This window comes from Nonomuraea monospora, assembly GCF_039531895.1.
Classification (GTDB): domain Bacteria; phylum Actinomycetota; class Actinomycetes; order Streptosporangiales; family Streptosporangiaceae; genus Nonomuraea; species Nonomuraea monospora.
On the sequence record NZ_BAAAQX010000037.1, the window covers coordinates 104,768 to 121,339 of the forward strand.

A 16,572-nucleotide genomic window follows, 5' to 3' on the forward strand; every position below is an offset into this window, starting at 1 on the left:
ATCACTCCGTCTCGTCCGCGATGGCGTTGACCGCCGCCGCCGTCATCGCACTGCCGCCGCGGCGGCCGTGCACCACCAGATACTCCAGGTCGCTCGCGGCCAGCGCCCGCTTCGACTCCGCCGCGCCGATGAACCCCACCGGAATCCCCAGCACCGCCGCCGGCCGCCCCGCACCCTCCTCCACCAGCTCCAGCAGCCGGAACAGAGCGGTCGGCGCGTTCCCGATCGCCACCACCGCGCCGTCCAGCCGCCCCCGCCACAACTCCAGCGCGGCAGCACTGCGCGTGGTCCCCAGCCGCTCCGCCAGCTCCGGCACGCGCGGGTCGGGCAGCGTGCACACCACCTCGTTCTCGGCGGGCAACCTGCGCCTCGTCACGCCGGACGCCACCATCATGGCGTCACACAACACAGGCGCGCCCGCCCGCAGCGCCTCCCTGGCCCGCGCCACCACCCCGGGGGACCAGGCCAGGTCGGTGACGAGGTCCGTCATGCCGCAGGCGTGGATCATCCGCACCGCCACCTGGGCGACCTCGGGCGGGATGCCTGTGAGGTCGGTTTCGGCGCGGATGGTCGCGAACGAGCGGCGGTAGATCTCGGCGCCGTCGCGGATGTAGTCGGTCACGGGTGCCTTTCTCGGGGGCTGGGTGGTCAGGGGTGCTCGGCGTACGGGCACGCACGGTTGGTCGGCGGTTGCGCGAGCGCGGTCGCTGGTTGGCTGGCGGTTGTGTGAGCGCGGTCGCCGGTTGGTCGGTGGTGGCGAGCACGGTCGCCTTGCCTGGCCGCGGCTGCCTGCGGTGGTCGGTTCCGAGGCTGCCACCAGGAGCCACCACCTGCATGGCGCTGGTGGCCGCCCGCCTGCATGGCATGGGTGGCCGGTTGCCGTGGCTGCCGTCTGCATGGCGTTGGTGGCCCGGTCGGTGGGAGCCGCCGCCGGTGTGGCGTTGGTGGCCGGTCGGCGGGAGCCACCGCCTGCATAGTGCTGGTGGCCGGTTGCCGCCCGCTGTGTGGCGCTGGTGGCCGGTGGCCGCCCGTATGCATGGCGTTGGTGCCCGGTCGTTGGTGGCCGCCGTCTGCGTGCTGCCGGTGGCCGATCGTCGGTGGACGCCATCAGCGCGGCTGCCATCGGTGGTCGTCATCACTGCGGGTGCCGTCGGTAGCCGTCGCCTGTGGCGATCAGCTCGACGACCTGGCCGCGAGGCAGGCCGCAGCGCCGCTCGCAACCAGCCCAGTGAACGGGCGTCCCAGGAGCGGCGGCCTGGCTCTCCACCCACCGCCGCGCGTCCGCCTGCACGTCCGCCAGAGCCTTCCCGCAACCGGGCCTACCGGTACAAGCCGTGACCCCGGTCCACGGCGAGGCCGGGTCGGTGACCAGGCCCGCTTCGGTGAGCGCCCGCTCCGCGCGGTCCGCCGCCTCCGGGGAGAGGTCCAGGGACACGGCGGTCCGCCACGGGGTGAGCCGCACGGCGGGGCCGCTGTCGGCGAGGGCCCGGAGCTGGGCGGGGGTCAGCCTGCCGAGCGGCACCAGCACCTGCAGCGCCACCCGCCCGTCGCGCTGCGTGATCCGCCCGGCCCGCCGCCCCACGTCAGCGCGCTCCAGCGGCGTCACCGGCCGGTCGACCGACGGTCTGGTGACTGGATCGATCGTCGGGTCAGGGACCGGATCCGTGGTCGGGTTCTGGCCCATTGTTCCGGTGGCTGGCACGGTCGTCAGGGCGCGCACGGCCGGGTCGGCGGTCAGGCGGGCGGTGATGCGGGCTGGGCCGTTCTCCAGCTCCTGGATGCGCCAGGCGTGGGGCGCGTCGTCCGGGCGTTCGTCGAGGAACGCCTCTGCGGCGGCGAGCATGAGCGGGACGGCGGCGGCTGGGCTGCAGATCAGGCCCGTGTCCCAGCCCGCCAGCAGCAGCCGTCCTCCGGGGGACTCCCCGCTTCTGAGCGCCCCGCCTGGGAGCGCCCTGTTCGGGAGCGCCCCGTCTGGGAGCACCCCGTTCGGGGGTGCCCCGCCTGGGAGTGCCCCGCCTGGGAGTGCGCCGTGCGGGAGTGCGCCGTCTGGGAGCGCCGCGCCAGAGTTCCGAGCGTCTGTGCGCGCGCCGATGATCTCGGCGTTTGGGGGCGCGTCAACGGCCACTGCTGCCCATGTCACATCCGCCCCAAGCCCACTCACATCCCCCGTCCCATCATCGACCGCGAACAAGAACCGCCCAGGCAGCCCCGCCAGCCGCTCCCGCCCGCACAACGCCAGGTCGAGGGCCTGCACCACCGCGAGCACGTCCACCACCCCGAGCACTCCCCGCCCGCTCATCGGTGAGGCGACGATGTTGCGGACGCGTTCGTGGGCGAGGGACGGCAGCAGGCCGGCGGCGGTGAGGCGTTCGGCGAAGGCGGTGGGTGAGTGGAGTCCGCGCACCTGGACGTTGGCGCGCGAGGTGAGTTCGATCACGCCCGATCCGAACGCTTCGGCGCAGTCCGCGAGTGCGTGGAGCTGGGCAGGGGAGGCGGCGCCGCCGGGCAGGCGGATTCGGGCCAGCGGGCCGTCCGCGGCCTCGTGTACCTGTAGCGCGCCCGGACAGGCGTCGGGACGGATCCGTCCGGAAAAGTCGGCTATGGACACGAAGAGGATGGTAACGCCAGTTCTTGTGGAGGTCTGTCTTGCCGTAGTCTCCTGGTAGGCGATGGCATGGGAGGAAGCCGGTGCGAAACCGGCGCGGTCCCGCCACTGTGACCGGGGAGCGAACCCCACCGCAGGCCACTGCCCGGCGACGGGTGGGAAGGCCGGGGTGAGCGCTGATCCGGGAGCCAGGAGACTCCTGCCGTCGCATCACCCGCGACCGGGGCGAGGACCCCGAGGGAGGATTGCGCCGTGCCTGGCGACAGCCGTACCGTCCTGCTGCTCTCGACTTCGGACACCGACCTGCTGAGCGCACGCGCGAGCAGCGTCCCCTACCGGCTGGGCAATCCGGCCAGGCTCGTCCCCGGCGACCTGCCCGCGCTGCTGGAGGGCGTGGAGCTGGTCGTGGTGCGGCTGCTCGGTGGGCGGCGGGCCTGGGCGGAGGGACTGGACGCGTTGCTGGCCGGGCCTCTGCCGGTGGTGGTGCTGGGTGGCGAGCAGGCGCCCGACGCCGAGTTGATGGAGCTGTCCACGGTGAGCGGGGGCGTCTGCGCGGAGGCGCACGCCTACCTTGCGCACGGTGGGCCAGCGAACCTGGCGGAGCTGCACGCGTTCCTGTCCGACACCGTGCTGCTGACCGGCCACGGTTTCGCGCCGCCCGCGCCGACGCCGTCCTGGGGCAGGTTGGAGCGGGGCACCGGGGCGGGGAGCCTGGAACGGGACGCCGGGGCGGGCGGGTTGGAGCGGGACGCCGGGGCGGGCGGGTTGGAGCGGGACGCCGGGGCGGGCGGGTTGGAGCGGGACGCCGGGGCGGGCGGGTTGGAGCGGGAGGTCGGGGCGCGGGGCGGGCCTGTGATCGGGGTGCTTTACTACCGGGCGCACCACCTGGCGGGCAACACCGCGTTCGTGGAAGCGCTCTGCTCGGCGATCGAGGACGCCGGCGGCCGGGCCATGCCGGTCTACTGCTCATCCCTGCGCACCCCAGAACCCGGCCTGCTCGACGCGCTGCGGGCCGCCGACGCGCTGGTCGTGACGGTGCTGGCGGCCGGCGGCGCGCGGCCCGCCACCGCCGGCGCGGGCGGCGACGACGAGGCGTGGGACGTCGGCGCGCTGGCCGCACTCGACGTGCCCATCCTGCAAGGGCTCTGCCTGACCACCAGCAGGCAGGCGTGGGAGGAGAACGACGACGGCCTGTCGCCGCTGGACGCCGCCTCGCAGGTGGCGATCCCCGAGTTCGACGGACGGATCATCACGGTGCCGTTCTCGTTCAAGGAGATCGACGAGGACGGGCTGACCGTCTACGAGGCCGACCCCGAGCGGGCCGCCCGGGTGGCCGGGATCGCGGTGCGGCACGGCCTGCTGCGTCACGTCCCGCCCACCGAGCGGCGCCTGGTCGTGATGCTGTCGGCGTACCCGACCAAGCACTCGCGCGTCGGCAACGCCGTCGGCCTGGACACGCCCGCCAGCACTGTGCGGTTGCTGTCCAGGCTCGCCGAGGCCGGATACGACCTGGGCGAAGGCTTCCCCGGCGTGGCCGAGCAGGACGGCGACGCGCTCATCCACGCGCTGATCGCCGCCGGCGGCCAGGACCAGGACTGGCTGACCGAGGAGCACCTGGCGGGCAATCCGGTACGGATCTCCGCCGCCTCCTACGAGCGGTGGTACCGGACGCTGCCCGGCGACCTGCGGCACGCAATGGAACGCCACTGGGGGCCGCCGCCCGGCGAGCTGTTCGTGCACGAGGGCGACATCGTGCTCGCCGCGCTGCACGCCGGGAACCTCGTCGTCATGGTCCAGCCGCCACGCGGCTTCGGCGAGAACCCGATCGCCATCTACCACGACCCCGACCTGCCGCCCAGCCACCACTACCTGGCCGCGTACCGGTGGCTGTCGGACGAGTTCGGCGCGCACGCCATGGTGCACGTGGGCAAGCACGGCAACCTGGAGTGGCTGCCGGGCAAGTCGGCGGGCATGTCCGCGGCGTGCGCCACCGACGCGGCGATCGGGGACCTGCCGCTGGTCTACCCGTTCCTGGTGAACGACCCCGGCGAAGGCACCCAGGCCAAGCGGCGGGCGCACGCCGTGCTGGTCGACCACCTGGTGCCGCCGATGGCCAGGGCGGACACGTACGGGGACATCGCCCGCTTGGAGCAGCTCCTCGACGAGCACGCCACGATCGCCGCCATGGACCCCGCCAAGCTGCCCGCCATCCGCGCGCAGATCTGGACGCTCATCCAGGCCGCCCGGCTCGACCACGACCTGGGGCTGGCGGATCGGCCGCACGACAGCGAGTTCGACGACTTCCTGCTGCACGTGGACGGGTGGCTGTGCGAGGTGAAGGACGCGCAGATCCGCGACGGGCTGCACGTGCTCGGGCAGGCGCCGGAGGGGGCGGCGCGGGTCGATCTGGTGCTGGCCATGTTGCGGGCGCGGCAGTTGTGGGGCGGGCGGGAGACGTTGCCGGGGCTGCGTGAGGCGCTCGGGCTGGTGGAGGACGGTACGGCCGGGCTGGGGGCGGTGGATCGGGCCGAGGGGGTGGCCAGGGCGCTGGTGGAGGGGATGGAGGAGCGGGGCTGGGCGGTGGAGGCGGTCCCGGAGGTCGTACGCGCCCACGTGGCGAAGGTCGTACAGTCCGAGCAGGTCGAGCAGGTCGAGCAGGCTGCCGACCTGGTCACCCGCATTCTCGCCTTCGCCGCCACCGAGCTGATCCCCCGCCTGGCCCGCACCACGGACGAGCTGGACCACGTCCTGCACGCCCTGGACGGCGGCTACGTCCCGGCGGGCCCCAGCGGCTCACCGCTGCGCGGCCTGGTCAACGTCCTGCCGACCGGCCGCAACTTCTACTCGGTCGACCCCAGGGCGGTGCCCAGCAAGCTGGCCTGGGAGACCGGCCAGGCGATGGCGGAGTCGCTGCTGGAGCGCTACCGCGCCGACACGGGGGAGTGGCCGCGTTCCGTGGGCCTGTCCGTGTGGGGCACCTCCGCCATGCGGACGGCGGGCGACGACGTGGCGGAGGTGCTGGCGCTGCTCGGCGTCCGTCCCGTGTGGGACGAGGCGTCCCGCCGCGTCACCAGCCTGGAGCCGATCCCGCTCGCCGAGCTGGCCCGGCCCAGGATCGACGTGACGGTCCGGATCAGCGGCTTCTTCAGGGACGCGTTCCCGCACGTGGTGGCGATGCTCGACGACGCCGTACGGCTGGTGGCGGCCCTGGACGAGCCGCACGAGCACAACTACGTGCGCGCCCACGTGGCCCAGACCCCGGCCGGCGAGCGGCAGGCCACGATGCGGATCTTCGGGTCGGCGCCCGGCGCGTACGGGGCGGGGCTGCTGCCGCTGATCGACAGCCGCAACTGGCGCGACGACGCGGACCTGGCCGAGGTGTACGCGGTGTGGGGCGGCTACGCCTACGGCCGCGACCTCGACGGCGTGGCCGCCCGCCCGCAGATGGAGGACGCCTACCGCCGCATCGCCGTGGCCGCCAAGAACGTCGACAGCCGCGAGCACGACATCGCCGACTCCGACGACTACTTCCAGTACCACGGCGGCATGGTCGCCACCGTCCGCGCGCTCACCGGCAAGGCTCCGGCCGCCTACGTGGGCGACAGCACCCGGCCCGACGCCGTACGCACCAGAACGCTCTCCGAGGAGACCTCGCGCATCTTCCGCGCCAGGGTCGTCAACCCGCGCTGGCTGGCGGCGATGCGGCGGCACGGCTACAAGGGCGCGTTCGAGCTGGCCGCCACCGTCGACTACCTGTTCGGCTACGACGCCACCACGGGGGTGGTCGCCGACTGGATGTACGACAAGCTGACCGAGACGTACGTGCTCGACCCCGAGAACCAGGCGTTCATGGCCGAGTCGAACCCGTGGGCCCTGCACGGCATCGCCGAACGCCTCCTCGAGGCCGCCGAGCGCGGCATGTGGGAGCACCCGGACCCTGACGTGCTGCGCGGGCTGCAGGAGGTCTACCTCAAGACGGAGGGCGACCTGGAGGACGACACCAGCCGCTGAGCCGTCCCCGGCGTGCCCGCCCAGTGCAGGTGCAGATAGGACGCGGTCACGCCGGGATCGCCGTACCCGTCGGCGCCGCCCTCGTGGCGGAACAGCGGCCCGGCCGCGTACTCGACGGTGGTGCGGTGGAACTCGTGGCCGCGCACGCGTTCGCCGGGCCTGGTCAGCGGGGTGCGGGCGAGCGCGACGGCCTCCCGGTAGCCGAGCGTGAGTTTGGACGTCATCGAGGCGCGGCCGGGGACGCGCCCGCACATGCGGCGGCCGTCCAGCTCGTCGCACAGGTACAGCAGCCCGGCGCACTCGGCGGCGATCGGGCCGTCGAAGGTGGCGACCTGGGTGCGCAGGGGGGTGTTGGCGGCCAGTTCGGCGGCGTACACCTCGGGGAAGCCGCCGCCGATCACCAGGGCGGCCGTGCCTGGGGGGAGGCGTTCGTCGCGCAGCGGGTCGAAGGTGACGACGTCCGCGCCCGCCGCGCGCAGCAGCTCGACGTGTTCGGCGTAGCCGAACGTGAACGCAGCCCCACCGGCCACCGCCACAACGGGCCGCGCCCGCCTCGCCCGCCCACCGCCGTCATCGGCCGCCCGCCCATCGCCGTCACCGGCCATCCGCCTGCCGTCATCACCGGTCGCGGCGGTGAGCGGATCCCATGCGGACGCGTCCAGCGGCGCCGCCGACCTGGCCAGCCGCATCAGCGCGTCAAGATCGCACGACCCGGCCACCAGCGCGGCCAGCCGCTCCACCGCGTCCACCGCCTCGTCCCGCCGCTCAGCCGCGGGCACCAGCCCCAGATGCCGCGACGGCGTGAACACCGCGTCGTCGCGCCGCACCGCCCCCAGCACCGGCACCCCCACCCCGGCCAGCGCCGACCGGCACAACTCCGCGTGCCGATCCGACCCCACCCGGTTGAGCACCACCCCGCCCACCCGCACCCCCGGGTCGAACGTCGCGAACCCGTGCACCACCGCCGCCACCGACCGGCTCTGCCGCGCCGCGTCCACCACCAGCACCACCGGCGCGTCCAGCAGCCGGGCGACGTGCGCCGTCGAGGCGAAGTCCGTGTCCCCCCGCCCGTCGAACAGCCCCATCACGCCCTCGACCACGGCCACCTCGCATCCGGCCGACCCGTGCAGGAACAGCGGCACCACCCGCTCCTCGCCCTGCAGCCACGGATCCAGGTTCCGCCCCGGCCGCCCGGTGGCCAGCGCGTGGTAGCCGGGGTCGATGTAGTCCGGCCCCACCTTGTGCGGTGAGACCCGCAGGCCGCGCGCCCGCAGCGCCGCCATCAGCCCGGTGGCGACCGTCGTCTTGCCGCTCCCGGACGAGGGCGCGGCGACGACCAGCCGCGGGATCGTCACCACTCGATGCCCTTCTGGCCCTTCTGCCCGGCGTCCATGGGATGGCGTACCTTGCCCATCTCCGTCACCAGATCCGCCGCCTCGACCAGCCACTCGGGCGCGTCCCTGCCGGTGATCACGACATGCTGGCTCCCCGGCCGGCCGGTGAGCGCCGCGAGCACGTCGTCCGCGTCCAGCCAGCCCCACTTCAGCGGGTACGTGAACTCGTCCAGCACGTAGAACCGGTACGTCTGCGCCGCCAGATCCCGCTTGATCTGCGCCCAGCCCTCCCTGGCGTCGGCCGCGTGATCCTCCTCGGCGCCGGGCCGCTGGATCCACGACCAGCCCTCGCCCATCTTGTGCCAGGTCACCGGGCCGCCCTCGCCGCTGTCCCCGAGCACCCTGAGCGCCCGCTCCTCGCCGATGCGCCACTTCGCCGACTTCACGAACTGGAACACCCCGACCGGCCAGCCCTGGTTCCACGCCCGCAACGCCATCCCGAACGCGGCCGTGGACTTGCCCTTACCAGGGCCGGTGTGCACGATCAGCAGCGGCCTGGTGCGGCGCTGCCGGGTGGTGAGACCGTCGTCGGGGACGACGGCCGGCTTCCCCTGCGGCACGATCAACCCGCCTTCCTGCGGCTCTGGGGCCTGGTGAGGTTCTGCGTCCTGTGGTCGTGGACGACAGAGCCGAGGTCGGTCAGCGAGTCGAGAGGTACGAGCCACGCCCGCAACCGCGCCGCCAGCCGCACCGCCAGGCCGAGCCGCACCGGCCCGCTCTCGCAGTCCACGACGACCGCGGCCGTGCCCTCCAGCAGAGCCGCCGCCCGATCCACGTCGCCGCCCGCCGTGGCGCGCCCGTCCGTCACCAGGACGAGCAGCGGCCGCCTGGCGGGGTCGCGCAGCCGTTCGACGCGCAGCACCTCCGCCGCCCGCGTCAGCCCCGCCGCCAGGGGCGTGCGCCCGCCGGTGGCCAGCGTACGCAGCCGCGCCGCCCCCACCTCCACCGACGACGTCGGCGGCAGCGCCACCTCGGCCCCCGCTCCCCTGAACGTGACCAGCCCCACCTTGTCGCGCCGCTGGTAGGCGTCGAGCAGCAGGCTCAGCACGGCCGTCTTGACCGCCGTCATCCGCTTGCGGGCGGCCATCGAGCCGCTCGCGTCCACCACGAACAGCACCAGGTTGCCCTCCCTGCCCTCGCGCACCACCTCGCGCAGGTCGCCGCCGCGCAGCACCAGCCCTGGGCCGTTTCGTCCGCGTTCTCTTTGGTACGGGGCCGCGGCTCGCATCGTGGCCGCCACGTGCAGGTCGCGTACGCGGCCCGATGGGTGGCGTGCGCCGGTGGCTCGGCCCTGTGACGTGCGTGACCTGGACCTGCGCCCGGCCGCGCCCTCGCCGACGCCCGGCACCTCCAGCAACGGGACCCGGTACGGGGCCGCCACCCCGGCCACCCGCAGGGCGCCCGCGCCCACGCCGTCGCCCACGCCGTCGCCCGCGTCCGCCGAGTCGTCAGCCGCGTCCATCGGGCGGCCACCTGCTCGGGGCGCGTCGCCGCCGGCTGCGCTGTCGCTTGCCTCAGGGGAGCCCGCGCCGTCCCGGGCCTGATCCGGCAGGCCGTGCTGCCCCGCCTCGCCACCGGCGGACGGCCCGTCGCCGTCAACCCCGGAGGGCCGGTCAGGGCCGCCGCCATCGGAGGGCCGGTCAGGGCCGTCGCCATCGGAGGGCCCGCCGTCCGGATCGTCGTCGTCACCGGACGTCCGCTCCAGCAACTCCTCCAGCAGCGCCTCATCCAGCCCCGGCGCGTCGAACGGTTCACGCCGCCTCCGGTGCGGCAACGACAGCCGGGCGGCGGCGCGCACGTCCTCGGTCGTCACGCTGTCCCGGCCCTGCCAGGCGGCGTGGGCGACGGCGGCGTTCGCGGTGACGAGGTCGGCCCGCAGCCCGTCCACCTCGAACGCCGCGCACACGGTCGCGATCTGCCGCAGCCGCGCGTCCGGCAGTCGAACCCCTGCCACCCGCGTCCTGGCGTCGGCGATCCGCCGGGCGAGCACCGCCTCCTCCTCGGCCCACCGCGCCGCGAACCCCTCCGCGTCGGCGTCGAAGGCGAGCCGCCGCCGCACCACCTCGGCGCGTTCGGCGGGGTCGCGGGACGCCTTCACCTCGACCGTCAGCCCGAACCGGTCGAGAAGCTGGGGGCGCAGCTCGCCCTCCTCCGGGTTCATGGTGCCCACCAGCAGGAAACGGGCGGCATGGCGGACGGACACGGACTCGCGCTCGACATAGCACGTGCCGAGGGCGGCGGCGTCCAGGAGGAGGTCGACGAGGTGGTCGTGGAGGAGGTTCACCTCGTCCACGTACAGGACGCCGCGATGCGCGGCGGCCAGCAGGCCGGGCTCGAACGCCTTCACCCCCTCCGTCAGCGCCCGCTCCACGTCGAGCGAGCCGACCAGCCGGTCCTCCGACGCGCCGACCGGCAGCTCCACCAGGGCGGCCGGACGGCTGACCCCCTCGGCCTCGGCGTCGTGCGGGCCGTCGGGACAGTCCGGCGCGGGCGCCCCGGGGTCGCAGGCGAACCGGCAGCCCGGCACCACGTCCACGGCGGGCAACTGGGCCGACAGGGCGCGGACGATCGTGGACTTGGCGGTGCCCTTCTCGCCGCGTACCAGCACCCCGCCCACCCGGGGGGAGACGGCGTTGAGCACCAGCGCGAGCTTCAGGTCGTGCAGGCCGACCACGGCGCTGAACGGGTAGGTGACGATCAAGGTCAGGCCTTTCGGTTGACGTGCGCGACCCGCCAGCCGTCGCGGGTGGGGAGCAGCTCGGTGGTGGACAGGGGGGTCAGGTCGAAGTGGGCGGTGGTCGTGGGGGCGAGGCCGAGGGCGTGCGCGAGGGCTGCTCTGATGACCCCGGCGTCACAGATCACGACCCCGTCCGCCGCCGGGGGTGGGCTGGAGGGGGTGCGCCGGGCAGGTGTTCGGGCGGCGTCGAGCCAGGTCGCCACCCGGCTCGCGAGCGTCGCCAGGCTCTCGCCGCCGTGGGGCGCGGCGTGCGGGTCGGTCAGCCAGCGCGCCAGCGCTTCCGATTCCTCCCGCGCGACCTGCTCGTACGGCAGGCCGCCCCACCGCCCGCAGTCCGCCTCGCCGAGTGCGGCGCACACGTGCGGCTCCAGCTCCAGGGCTTGAGCGGTCTGCCACGCCGCCCTGGCCGGGGAGACCCACGCGGGCCGCCCCGTGACCAAGGGGCGCAGAGCGGAGGCCCTGGCCAGGCTCGCCGGATCGGCTTCCCCCGCACCGGAGAGGCATGCCGCTCCGCCAGAGGGACGGCTGGCCGCCCCGGCTCCGGCGCAGCAGGCCGCCGCGGCGCACGGGAAGCGGGCCGCGCGCATGCCTGGCGTGGTCGCGTGCCGGATGAACAACACCCGGGCTCAGCTCGGCGACGCCGGAACCACACGCGCGGACGACGCCGCGCCCCGTGCCGCCGCCCGATCGCTCACCCAGCCGAACAGCACCCCGAACGCCGCCCAGAAAACGAGCTGCGTCCCGAGCGAGGCCAGCCGGAACTCCCACAGCAGCGTCGCGGGGAACCCGTCGGGCACCTCGTCGACCGCCGGCAGCAGCACCCACGCCGCGACCACCGGAACGAGGAAGCCCCCGGCGGCCGACACCCACCGCACCCAGGGGTTCGCCGAGACGATCCGCCGGGCCGTCGCGATGGCGATCGCCGTGGCGGCCAGGCCGACCAGGACGATCACCACGTACAGGAGGGTGCGGCCGTTGATGGTGTCGGGGTCGCCCACGGCGGGTGGGTTGGCGGGATATTTCAGGAAGGGGACGAGGACGACGGCGGTGAAGGCGGTGCCGGCGGCGGCCAGGGCCAGGCGTCCGTCCGAGCGCGGCCCGACCCGTCCTCGCAGCCCGGCGAACACGAGCGCGAAGACGCCGCCGACGGCCAGCCCGTAGAGGCCGGTGGCGAGAAAGAGCCCGGCCTTCTGCACCGGCCTGGAGACCACGGCCTCCTCACCATGATCATGACTCGCCGCCGCCTCATCGGCGCCGTGCGAGTGTTCCGAAGCCGCCGCCTCCTCCACGGCGATGGCCCCGTCCACCTGCGGCTCCCCGAACACGAAAGCGAAGCCGCCCGCGACGATTCCGGCCAGCAACCCCACCAACAGGCCCCTGACCAGCAGAATGCGTACCATCCGCGCGCCCTCTAGTGGCAGGGCACGCCGAGCAGATGACGCCCGTCGTGCATCAGCTCGTGCAGCAGCGCCCCCGCCTGGGAGACGGCGCCGTTGTCCATCAGGACGAGGTACGCGACGAGCAGCAGCACGGGCACGGCCGGCAGCCAGGGGCGCAGGCGCGGGAAGGGAATGGCGGCGGAAGGAGTGGAAGGTCCACTCATTTGATCCTCCTCAGGGTTGACGCGTCCCGTTCAGCGAGGTCACGGCCACCAAGCGACCTGGCTCCCGGGATCTACGTCCCGGATACAGTGGCGCGTCCGCACCGGCATCTCACCGGATTTCCCTTGGACAACCGTGAAATCTACCGGAACGTATCCTTTCATCCGGTTCGCGTCAACATCATGGGGGTGCTGACCCCCGCAGAACCTGGGGTGCGCGCGGGAATGTGGCGGTGGCGGCCCAGGCCGGACCCTGGAGCGGACGTCACCTCACCCCCCGGGAGGGCCCATGTCCGCCGCACCGCACGAGCCGCGCCGCCGGGTGACGCGGTGGCACAGGCCGTTGCTGCTCATGGTCGCCTCGATGCTGGTCCTGCTCGCCGTCTCGGTGGCCGGGCTGGTGTTCGACGACCGGGTACTGCAGGGCGCGCCCGTCTGGCTCAAGCCGCTGAAGTTCGCGGTGTCGCTGGCCGTCTACGGGACCACCCTCGCCTGGATGTTGTCGCTGCCGCACCGGGGGAGGAGGTGGACCTCGGCGATGGCCACCGTCTTCGCCGCCGCCGCCTTCGTGGACGTCGGGATCGTCGCGGTCCAGGCGGCGCGTGGCACGTTCAGCCACTTCAACGACTCGCCGGAGCCGTTCGAGGAGACGATCCAGCGGGTCTTCGGCATGGGCGTGATGAGCATGATGCTGGCCAACCTGGTGCTCGCGATCCTGCTGACCGTCCAGCGGGTCGGGCCGGACCGGGCGGCGAGCCGCGCCATCCACACGGGGCTCGGGCTGGCGATCACCGGCATGGTGCTCGGCTTCCTCATCCCGTTCCAGGGCGAACCCCACACCGGGCTGACGACGGACGGGGCGCCGGTGCCCCTGACCAGCGGCCACAGCGTGGGCGTGCCGGACGGCGGCCCCGGCCTGCCGATCACCCAGTGGAGCACCACGGGCGGCGACCTGCGGGTGCCCCACTTCGTCGCCCTGCACGGGCTTCAGGTGATGCTGCTGCTCGCTCTCCTGCTGGCCTGGCTGGCCGCCCGCCACCCGATCCTGCGTGACGAACGCGTCCGCGCCCGCCTGGTCGGCGTCGCCGCTACCGGGTACGCCGGTCTCGTCGCCCTGGTCACCTGGCAGGCCTTGCGCGGCCAGCCGCTCACCGGCCCCGACCTCCTGACGCTCGGCGCCGCCGCCCTGCTGGCGGGCTGCACCGCCGTGGCGTGCGGCGCCGTGCTCTCAACCGCGGTGGAGACTTCTACCAGGTGACGGGCAGCTCGTGCATCCCGTACACGGTGGAGTCGTCCTTGAACGAGAGCTGCTCGGCCGGCACGGCCAGCCGCAGCCCGGGAACGCGCCGCAGCAACGTGTTGAACACGATCTCCAGCTCCACCCGCGCCAGGTTCTGCCCCAGGCACTGGTGCGGCCCGTAGCCGAAGGCGAGGTGGCTGCGGGCGTCGCGGTCGATGTCGAACCGCTCGGGTTCCTCGAACGCGGCCGGGTCGCGGTCGCCCGCGTTGGCGAGCATGAGCACGCCGGACCCGGCGGGGATGACGGTGCCGCTCAGCTCGACGTCCTCCAGCGCCACCCTGGCCATGGCCAGCTCGGCGATGGTGAAGTAACGCAGCATCTCCTCCACCGCGTTCCCGATCTTGTCGGGGGCGGCGCGCAGCGCGTCGAGCGACTCGGGGTGCTCCAGCAGCATGTACGTGCCCAGCGAGATCATGTTCGCGGTGGTCTCGTGGCCGGCGATCAGCAGCAGGAACGCCAGGCTGAGCAGCCCCAGGTGGTCGGCCTCGCCGTTCTCGCGCTGCTTGACGATCTGGCGGCCCAGCAGGTCGTCGGTGGGCTGCTCCTCCTTGGAGGTGATCAGCTTGTCGAGGTAGACGGCCAGCTCCAGCACGGCGTGCTGGCGCTCCTGCTCGGTGGCCGCGCGGTTGAGGAGCTGCGCCGAGTGCTCCTGGAAGAAGTCGTGATCGGAGTACGGCACGCCGAGCAGCTCGCAGATCACCAGCGACGGCACCGGCAGCGCCAGCGCCGTCACCAGGTCGGCGGGGCGCGGGCCGTCGAGCATGGCGTCGAGGTGCTCGTCCACGATCTGCTGGATGCGCGGTCGCAGCGCGGCCATGCGCCGCACGGTGAACTCGCCGATCACCTGGCGGCGGGCGTGGCCGTGCTCCGGCGGGTCCATCTCCAGCATCATCTTCGGCAGGGGCGATTCGGAGAGCTGCCCGTCGGCGCTGCTCAGCTTGGGCGCGTTGGGGTGGCGGCGGTCGGCGCTGAAACGCGGGTCGCTCAGGATCGTCCTGATGTCCTCGTAGCGCGAGGCCACCCAGGCCTCCCGCCCCGTGGCGAGCGTGACCTTGGCGACGGGCTGCTCGCGCAGGAATCGAAGGTGCTGCTCGGGCGGGGCGAACGGGCAGCTACGGGCCGTTTCGAGCGTCGCGGTGGAGTCGGTGGTCAAGGCTCTCCCATCAACATGGTGTCCTACAGCACAACTTCCCTACATGTGTAGCCTAACCTTCAATTGTCCGGGACACTACACTGACGTGCGTGACGACGACCACCAGAGACCGCGGCGAGGAACAGGCCGATCCGAGGGTGCGTCGCACGCAGGCGGCACTGCGGGCCACCCTGATCGAGCTCGTCCAGCACCGTGACCTGTCGAGGATCAGCGTGGCCGACGTCGCCGAGCGGGCCGGGATCAGCCGGTCCACGTTCTACGACCACTACCGCGACGTGCACGAGCTGGCCGCGTCCGCCTGCACGGTGATGATCGACGAGCTCATCGAGGCCATCCCCGGCCGCACCCCGGCCCCGCCCGATGACCCGCCCGACACGCTGCTGACGTTCTTCGCCCACCTCGCCGAGCACGCCAGCCTCTACCGCAGCGTGCTGGGCCCGCAGGGCAGCGCCCGCGTCATGGACCACGTCCGGCACCGCGCCACCGCGGCCGTCTACGCCCACCGCATCGGCGCCGTCCTCGACCCATCCGCGGACAGCCCGCACGACGTGCCGGCCGCCTTCACGGCGGGCGCGCTGCTCAGCGTCGCCACCGACTGGCTGCGGCGCGGCTGCCCGTGCCCGCCCGCCGAGATGGCCGCGCGCACGTTGCCGCTGCTTCTGGCGCTCTACCGGGAGGACCCCGGCCGCGACGGCTGAGAAGGCCCCGGCCCGCGCCCTACAGCGTGAACCAGCTCGTCGACACGTCCAGCCCCGTCTGGGTGCGGCAGTGGAGCCGGAACGGGCCGTGCGGTTTGCCGCGGATGACGAACACCCCCAGGTCGTCGATCTCCAGCGGCCCGCCGCTGCCCGACCCGCCCTGCACGCGGACCTCGCCCGCCTGCGGCGGCACCACCTGGCCCAGCAGGGCGCTCTCGGTGATCTCGAGCTCGATGGTGAGCCGGGTGGCGGCGAACGTCAGCGCGCGCAGGACGGCGGAGTCCGCGCGCAGCGCCGCCACCTCCTCCTCCACGTGCATGGCCGAGTCGTAGGTCAGCTCGGCCAGCTCCACGTCGAGGTCGAGATCACGCCAGGCGAACGCCGCCTTGCCCGCCTCGAGGAACTCGCGTGGGACGGCGTCGGCGGCCCGCATGGCCGCGCGGAGCCTGGACAGGAGCTCGTGGTCGTCCCACGCCTCAGACATGACTATCACCCTCTCGCACTTCCGTGTCCGCCCGCATCAGGGCGTTCAGCGCCGCGTTGGCACGCAGCCGCGCCAGGCATCGCGATCGGGTGGGGCCGATGCTGCCGACGGCCATGCCGAGCCGAGAGGAGATCTCGGTGTAGGGAACCTCTCGCAGGAGGAGCGACAGCAACCGCTGACAGTCGGGCGACAACTCGGCAAAGGCGGTGCGGAGCACGGCGTTGAGCTCGGCCTCCTCCAGCGCCCGCGTGACGTCGTCGCCCCGGTCGTCCGCGACGGTCGCGGCGTCGAGCGGGGACTCGGCGCTGTCCTGCTTGTGCCTGGCCCTGCGCACCCGGACGCATTCGCGTTTCGTCGTGGTGGCCAGCCACGAGCCCAGCCGCTCCGGGTCGCGGAGGCGGGACAGGTGCTCGACGGCGCGCATCCACACGAACTGGGCGACGTCGTCGATGTCGCGGCGGTCCAGGCCGTACGCCCTGCAGATCGACCAGAGCATGGGGGCGTACCGCTCGACGAGCCGGTCCCACGCCGCCTGGTCACCCGTGCGAGCACGGATGACCAGGGCTTCGACCTCGAAGCTCTCCGGCATG

At 73.6% G+C, this 16,572-nt stretch carries 14 protein-coding genes and 1 riboswitch; of the genes, 3 read left to right on the forward strand and 11 right to left on the reverse strand.

Annotated elements, in window-relative coordinates; genetic code table 11:
- Window position 1: 1 nt before the first annotated feature.
- Both ABD331_RS46970 and ABD331_RS46975 read right to left on the reverse strand, forming a co-directional pair.
- Window positions 2-622 carry a precorrin-8X methylmutase gene (locus tag ABD331_RS46970; RefSeq protein ID WP_344490784.1) on the reverse strand — a complete coding sequence of 207 codons (621 nt, stop codon included), beginning with the start codon at window positions 620-622 and terminating at the stop codon, window positions 2-4.
- Between the two features lie 513 nt (window positions 623-1,135).
- The gene (locus ABD331_RS46975; RefSeq protein WP_344490787.1) at window positions 1,136-2,608 is read right to left on the reverse strand and encodes a precorrin-3B synthase; all 1,473 of its coding nucleotides are present in this window, start codon (window positions 2,606-2,608) and stop codon (window positions 1,136-1,138) included.
- A 20-nt stretch (window positions 2,609-2,628) separates the two neighbouring features.
- A riboswitch (cobalamin riboswitch) is annotated at window positions 2,629-2,819 on the forward strand.
- Window positions 2,820-2,857: 38 nt separating this feature from the next.
- On the opposite strand from ABD331_RS46975, the gene cobN reads away from it, so the two are divergent.
- Window positions 2,858-6,616: a cobaltochelatase subunit CobN gene (cobN, locus tag ABD331_RS46980; RefSeq protein WP_344490790.1), complete on the forward strand. Its 3,759-nt coding sequence runs from the start codon at window positions 2,858-2,860 to the stop codon at window positions 6,614-6,616.
- Here the strand turns inward: cobN and ABD331_RS46985 are convergent.
- The 6 genes from ABD331_RS46985 to ABD331_RS47010 are packed head-to-tail and all read right to left on the reverse strand — an operon-like array spanning window position 6,571 to window position 12,350.
- On the reverse strand, window positions 6,571-7,974 hold the full coding sequence (locus ABD331_RS46985) for a cobyrinic acid a,c-diamide synthase CobB (protein ID WP_344490793.1): 1,404 nt from the start codon (window positions 7,972-7,974) through the stop codon (window positions 6,571-6,573). The genes cobN and ABD331_RS46985 overlap by 46 nt on opposite strands.
- Window positions 7,968-8,570, reverse strand: a complete 603-nt coding sequence (gene cobO, locus ABD331_RS46990) for a cob(I)yrinic acid a,c-diamide adenosyltransferase (protein WP_344490846.1) — start codon at window positions 8,568-8,570, stop codon at window positions 7,968-7,970. Before cobO ends, ABD331_RS46985 begins: the two co-directional genes overlap by 7 nt.
- A gap of 2 nt (window positions 8,571-8,572) precedes the next feature.
- Window positions 8,573-10,717 (reverse strand): magnesium chelatase subunit D family protein, encoded by a 2,145-nt coding sequence (locus ABD331_RS46995; protein ID WP_425566226.1) that lies wholly within the window; start codon window positions 10,715-10,717, stop codon window positions 8,573-8,575.
- Entirely contained in the window at window positions 10,714-11,367 is a 654-nt protein-coding gene (locus ABD331_RS47000) for a histidine phosphatase family protein (RefSeq protein ID WP_344490799.1), read from the reverse strand. The genes ABD331_RS46995 and ABD331_RS47000 overlap by 4 nt, the downstream gene beginning before the upstream one ends.
- A gap of 6 nt (window positions 11,368-11,373) precedes the next feature.
- Window positions 11,374-12,147, reverse strand: coding sequence for a CbtA family protein (locus ABD331_RS47005; RefSeq protein WP_344490802.1), 774 nt, complete (start codon window positions 12,145-12,147; stop codon window positions 11,374-11,376).
- A gap of 11 nt (window positions 12,148-12,158) precedes the next feature.
- Window positions 12,159-12,350 carry a CbtB domain-containing protein gene (locus ABD331_RS47010; protein ID WP_148440920.1) on the reverse strand — a complete coding sequence of 64 codons (192 nt, stop codon included), beginning with the start codon at window positions 12,348-12,350 and terminating at the stop codon, window positions 12,159-12,161.
- A gap of 286 nt (window positions 12,351-12,636) precedes the next feature.
- On the opposite strand from ABD331_RS47010, the gene ABD331_RS47015 reads away from it, so the two are divergent.
- Window positions 12,637-13,605, forward strand: a complete 969-nt coding sequence (locus ABD331_RS47015; RefSeq protein ID WP_344490807.1) for a hypothetical protein — start codon at window positions 12,637-12,639, stop codon at window positions 13,603-13,605.
- Here the strand turns inward: ABD331_RS47015 and ABD331_RS47020 are convergent.
- Window positions 13,595-14,800 (reverse strand): cytochrome P450, encoded by a 1,206-nt coding sequence (locus ABD331_RS47020; protein WP_344490810.1) that lies wholly within the window; start codon window positions 14,798-14,800, stop codon window positions 13,595-13,597. The genes ABD331_RS47015 and ABD331_RS47020 overlap by 11 nt on opposite strands.
- 89 nt (window positions 14,801-14,889) lie before the next feature.
- Between ABD331_RS47020 and ABD331_RS47025 the strand changes: the two genes are divergently transcribed.
- Entirely contained in the window at window positions 14,890-15,498 is a 609-nt protein-coding gene (locus tag ABD331_RS47025; RefSeq protein ID WP_344490813.1) for a TetR/AcrR family transcriptional regulator, read from the forward strand.
- Between the two features lie 19 nt (window positions 15,499-15,517).
- Here the strand turns inward: ABD331_RS47025 and ABD331_RS47030 are convergent, their stop codons facing one another.
- Complete coding sequence (locus ABD331_RS47030) at window positions 15,518-15,982, reverse strand: hypothetical protein (RefSeq protein WP_344490816.1); 465 nt, start codon at window positions 15,980-15,982, stop codon at window positions 15,518-15,520.
- Window positions 15,975-16,571 carry an RNA polymerase sigma factor gene (locus ABD331_RS47035; protein WP_344490819.1) on the reverse strand — a complete coding sequence of 199 codons (597 nt, stop codon included), beginning with the start codon at window positions 16,569-16,571 and terminating at the stop codon, window positions 15,975-15,977. The genes ABD331_RS47030 and ABD331_RS47035 overlap by 8 nt, the downstream gene beginning before the upstream one ends.
- Between the last annotated feature and the right edge of the window lies 1 nt (window position 16,572).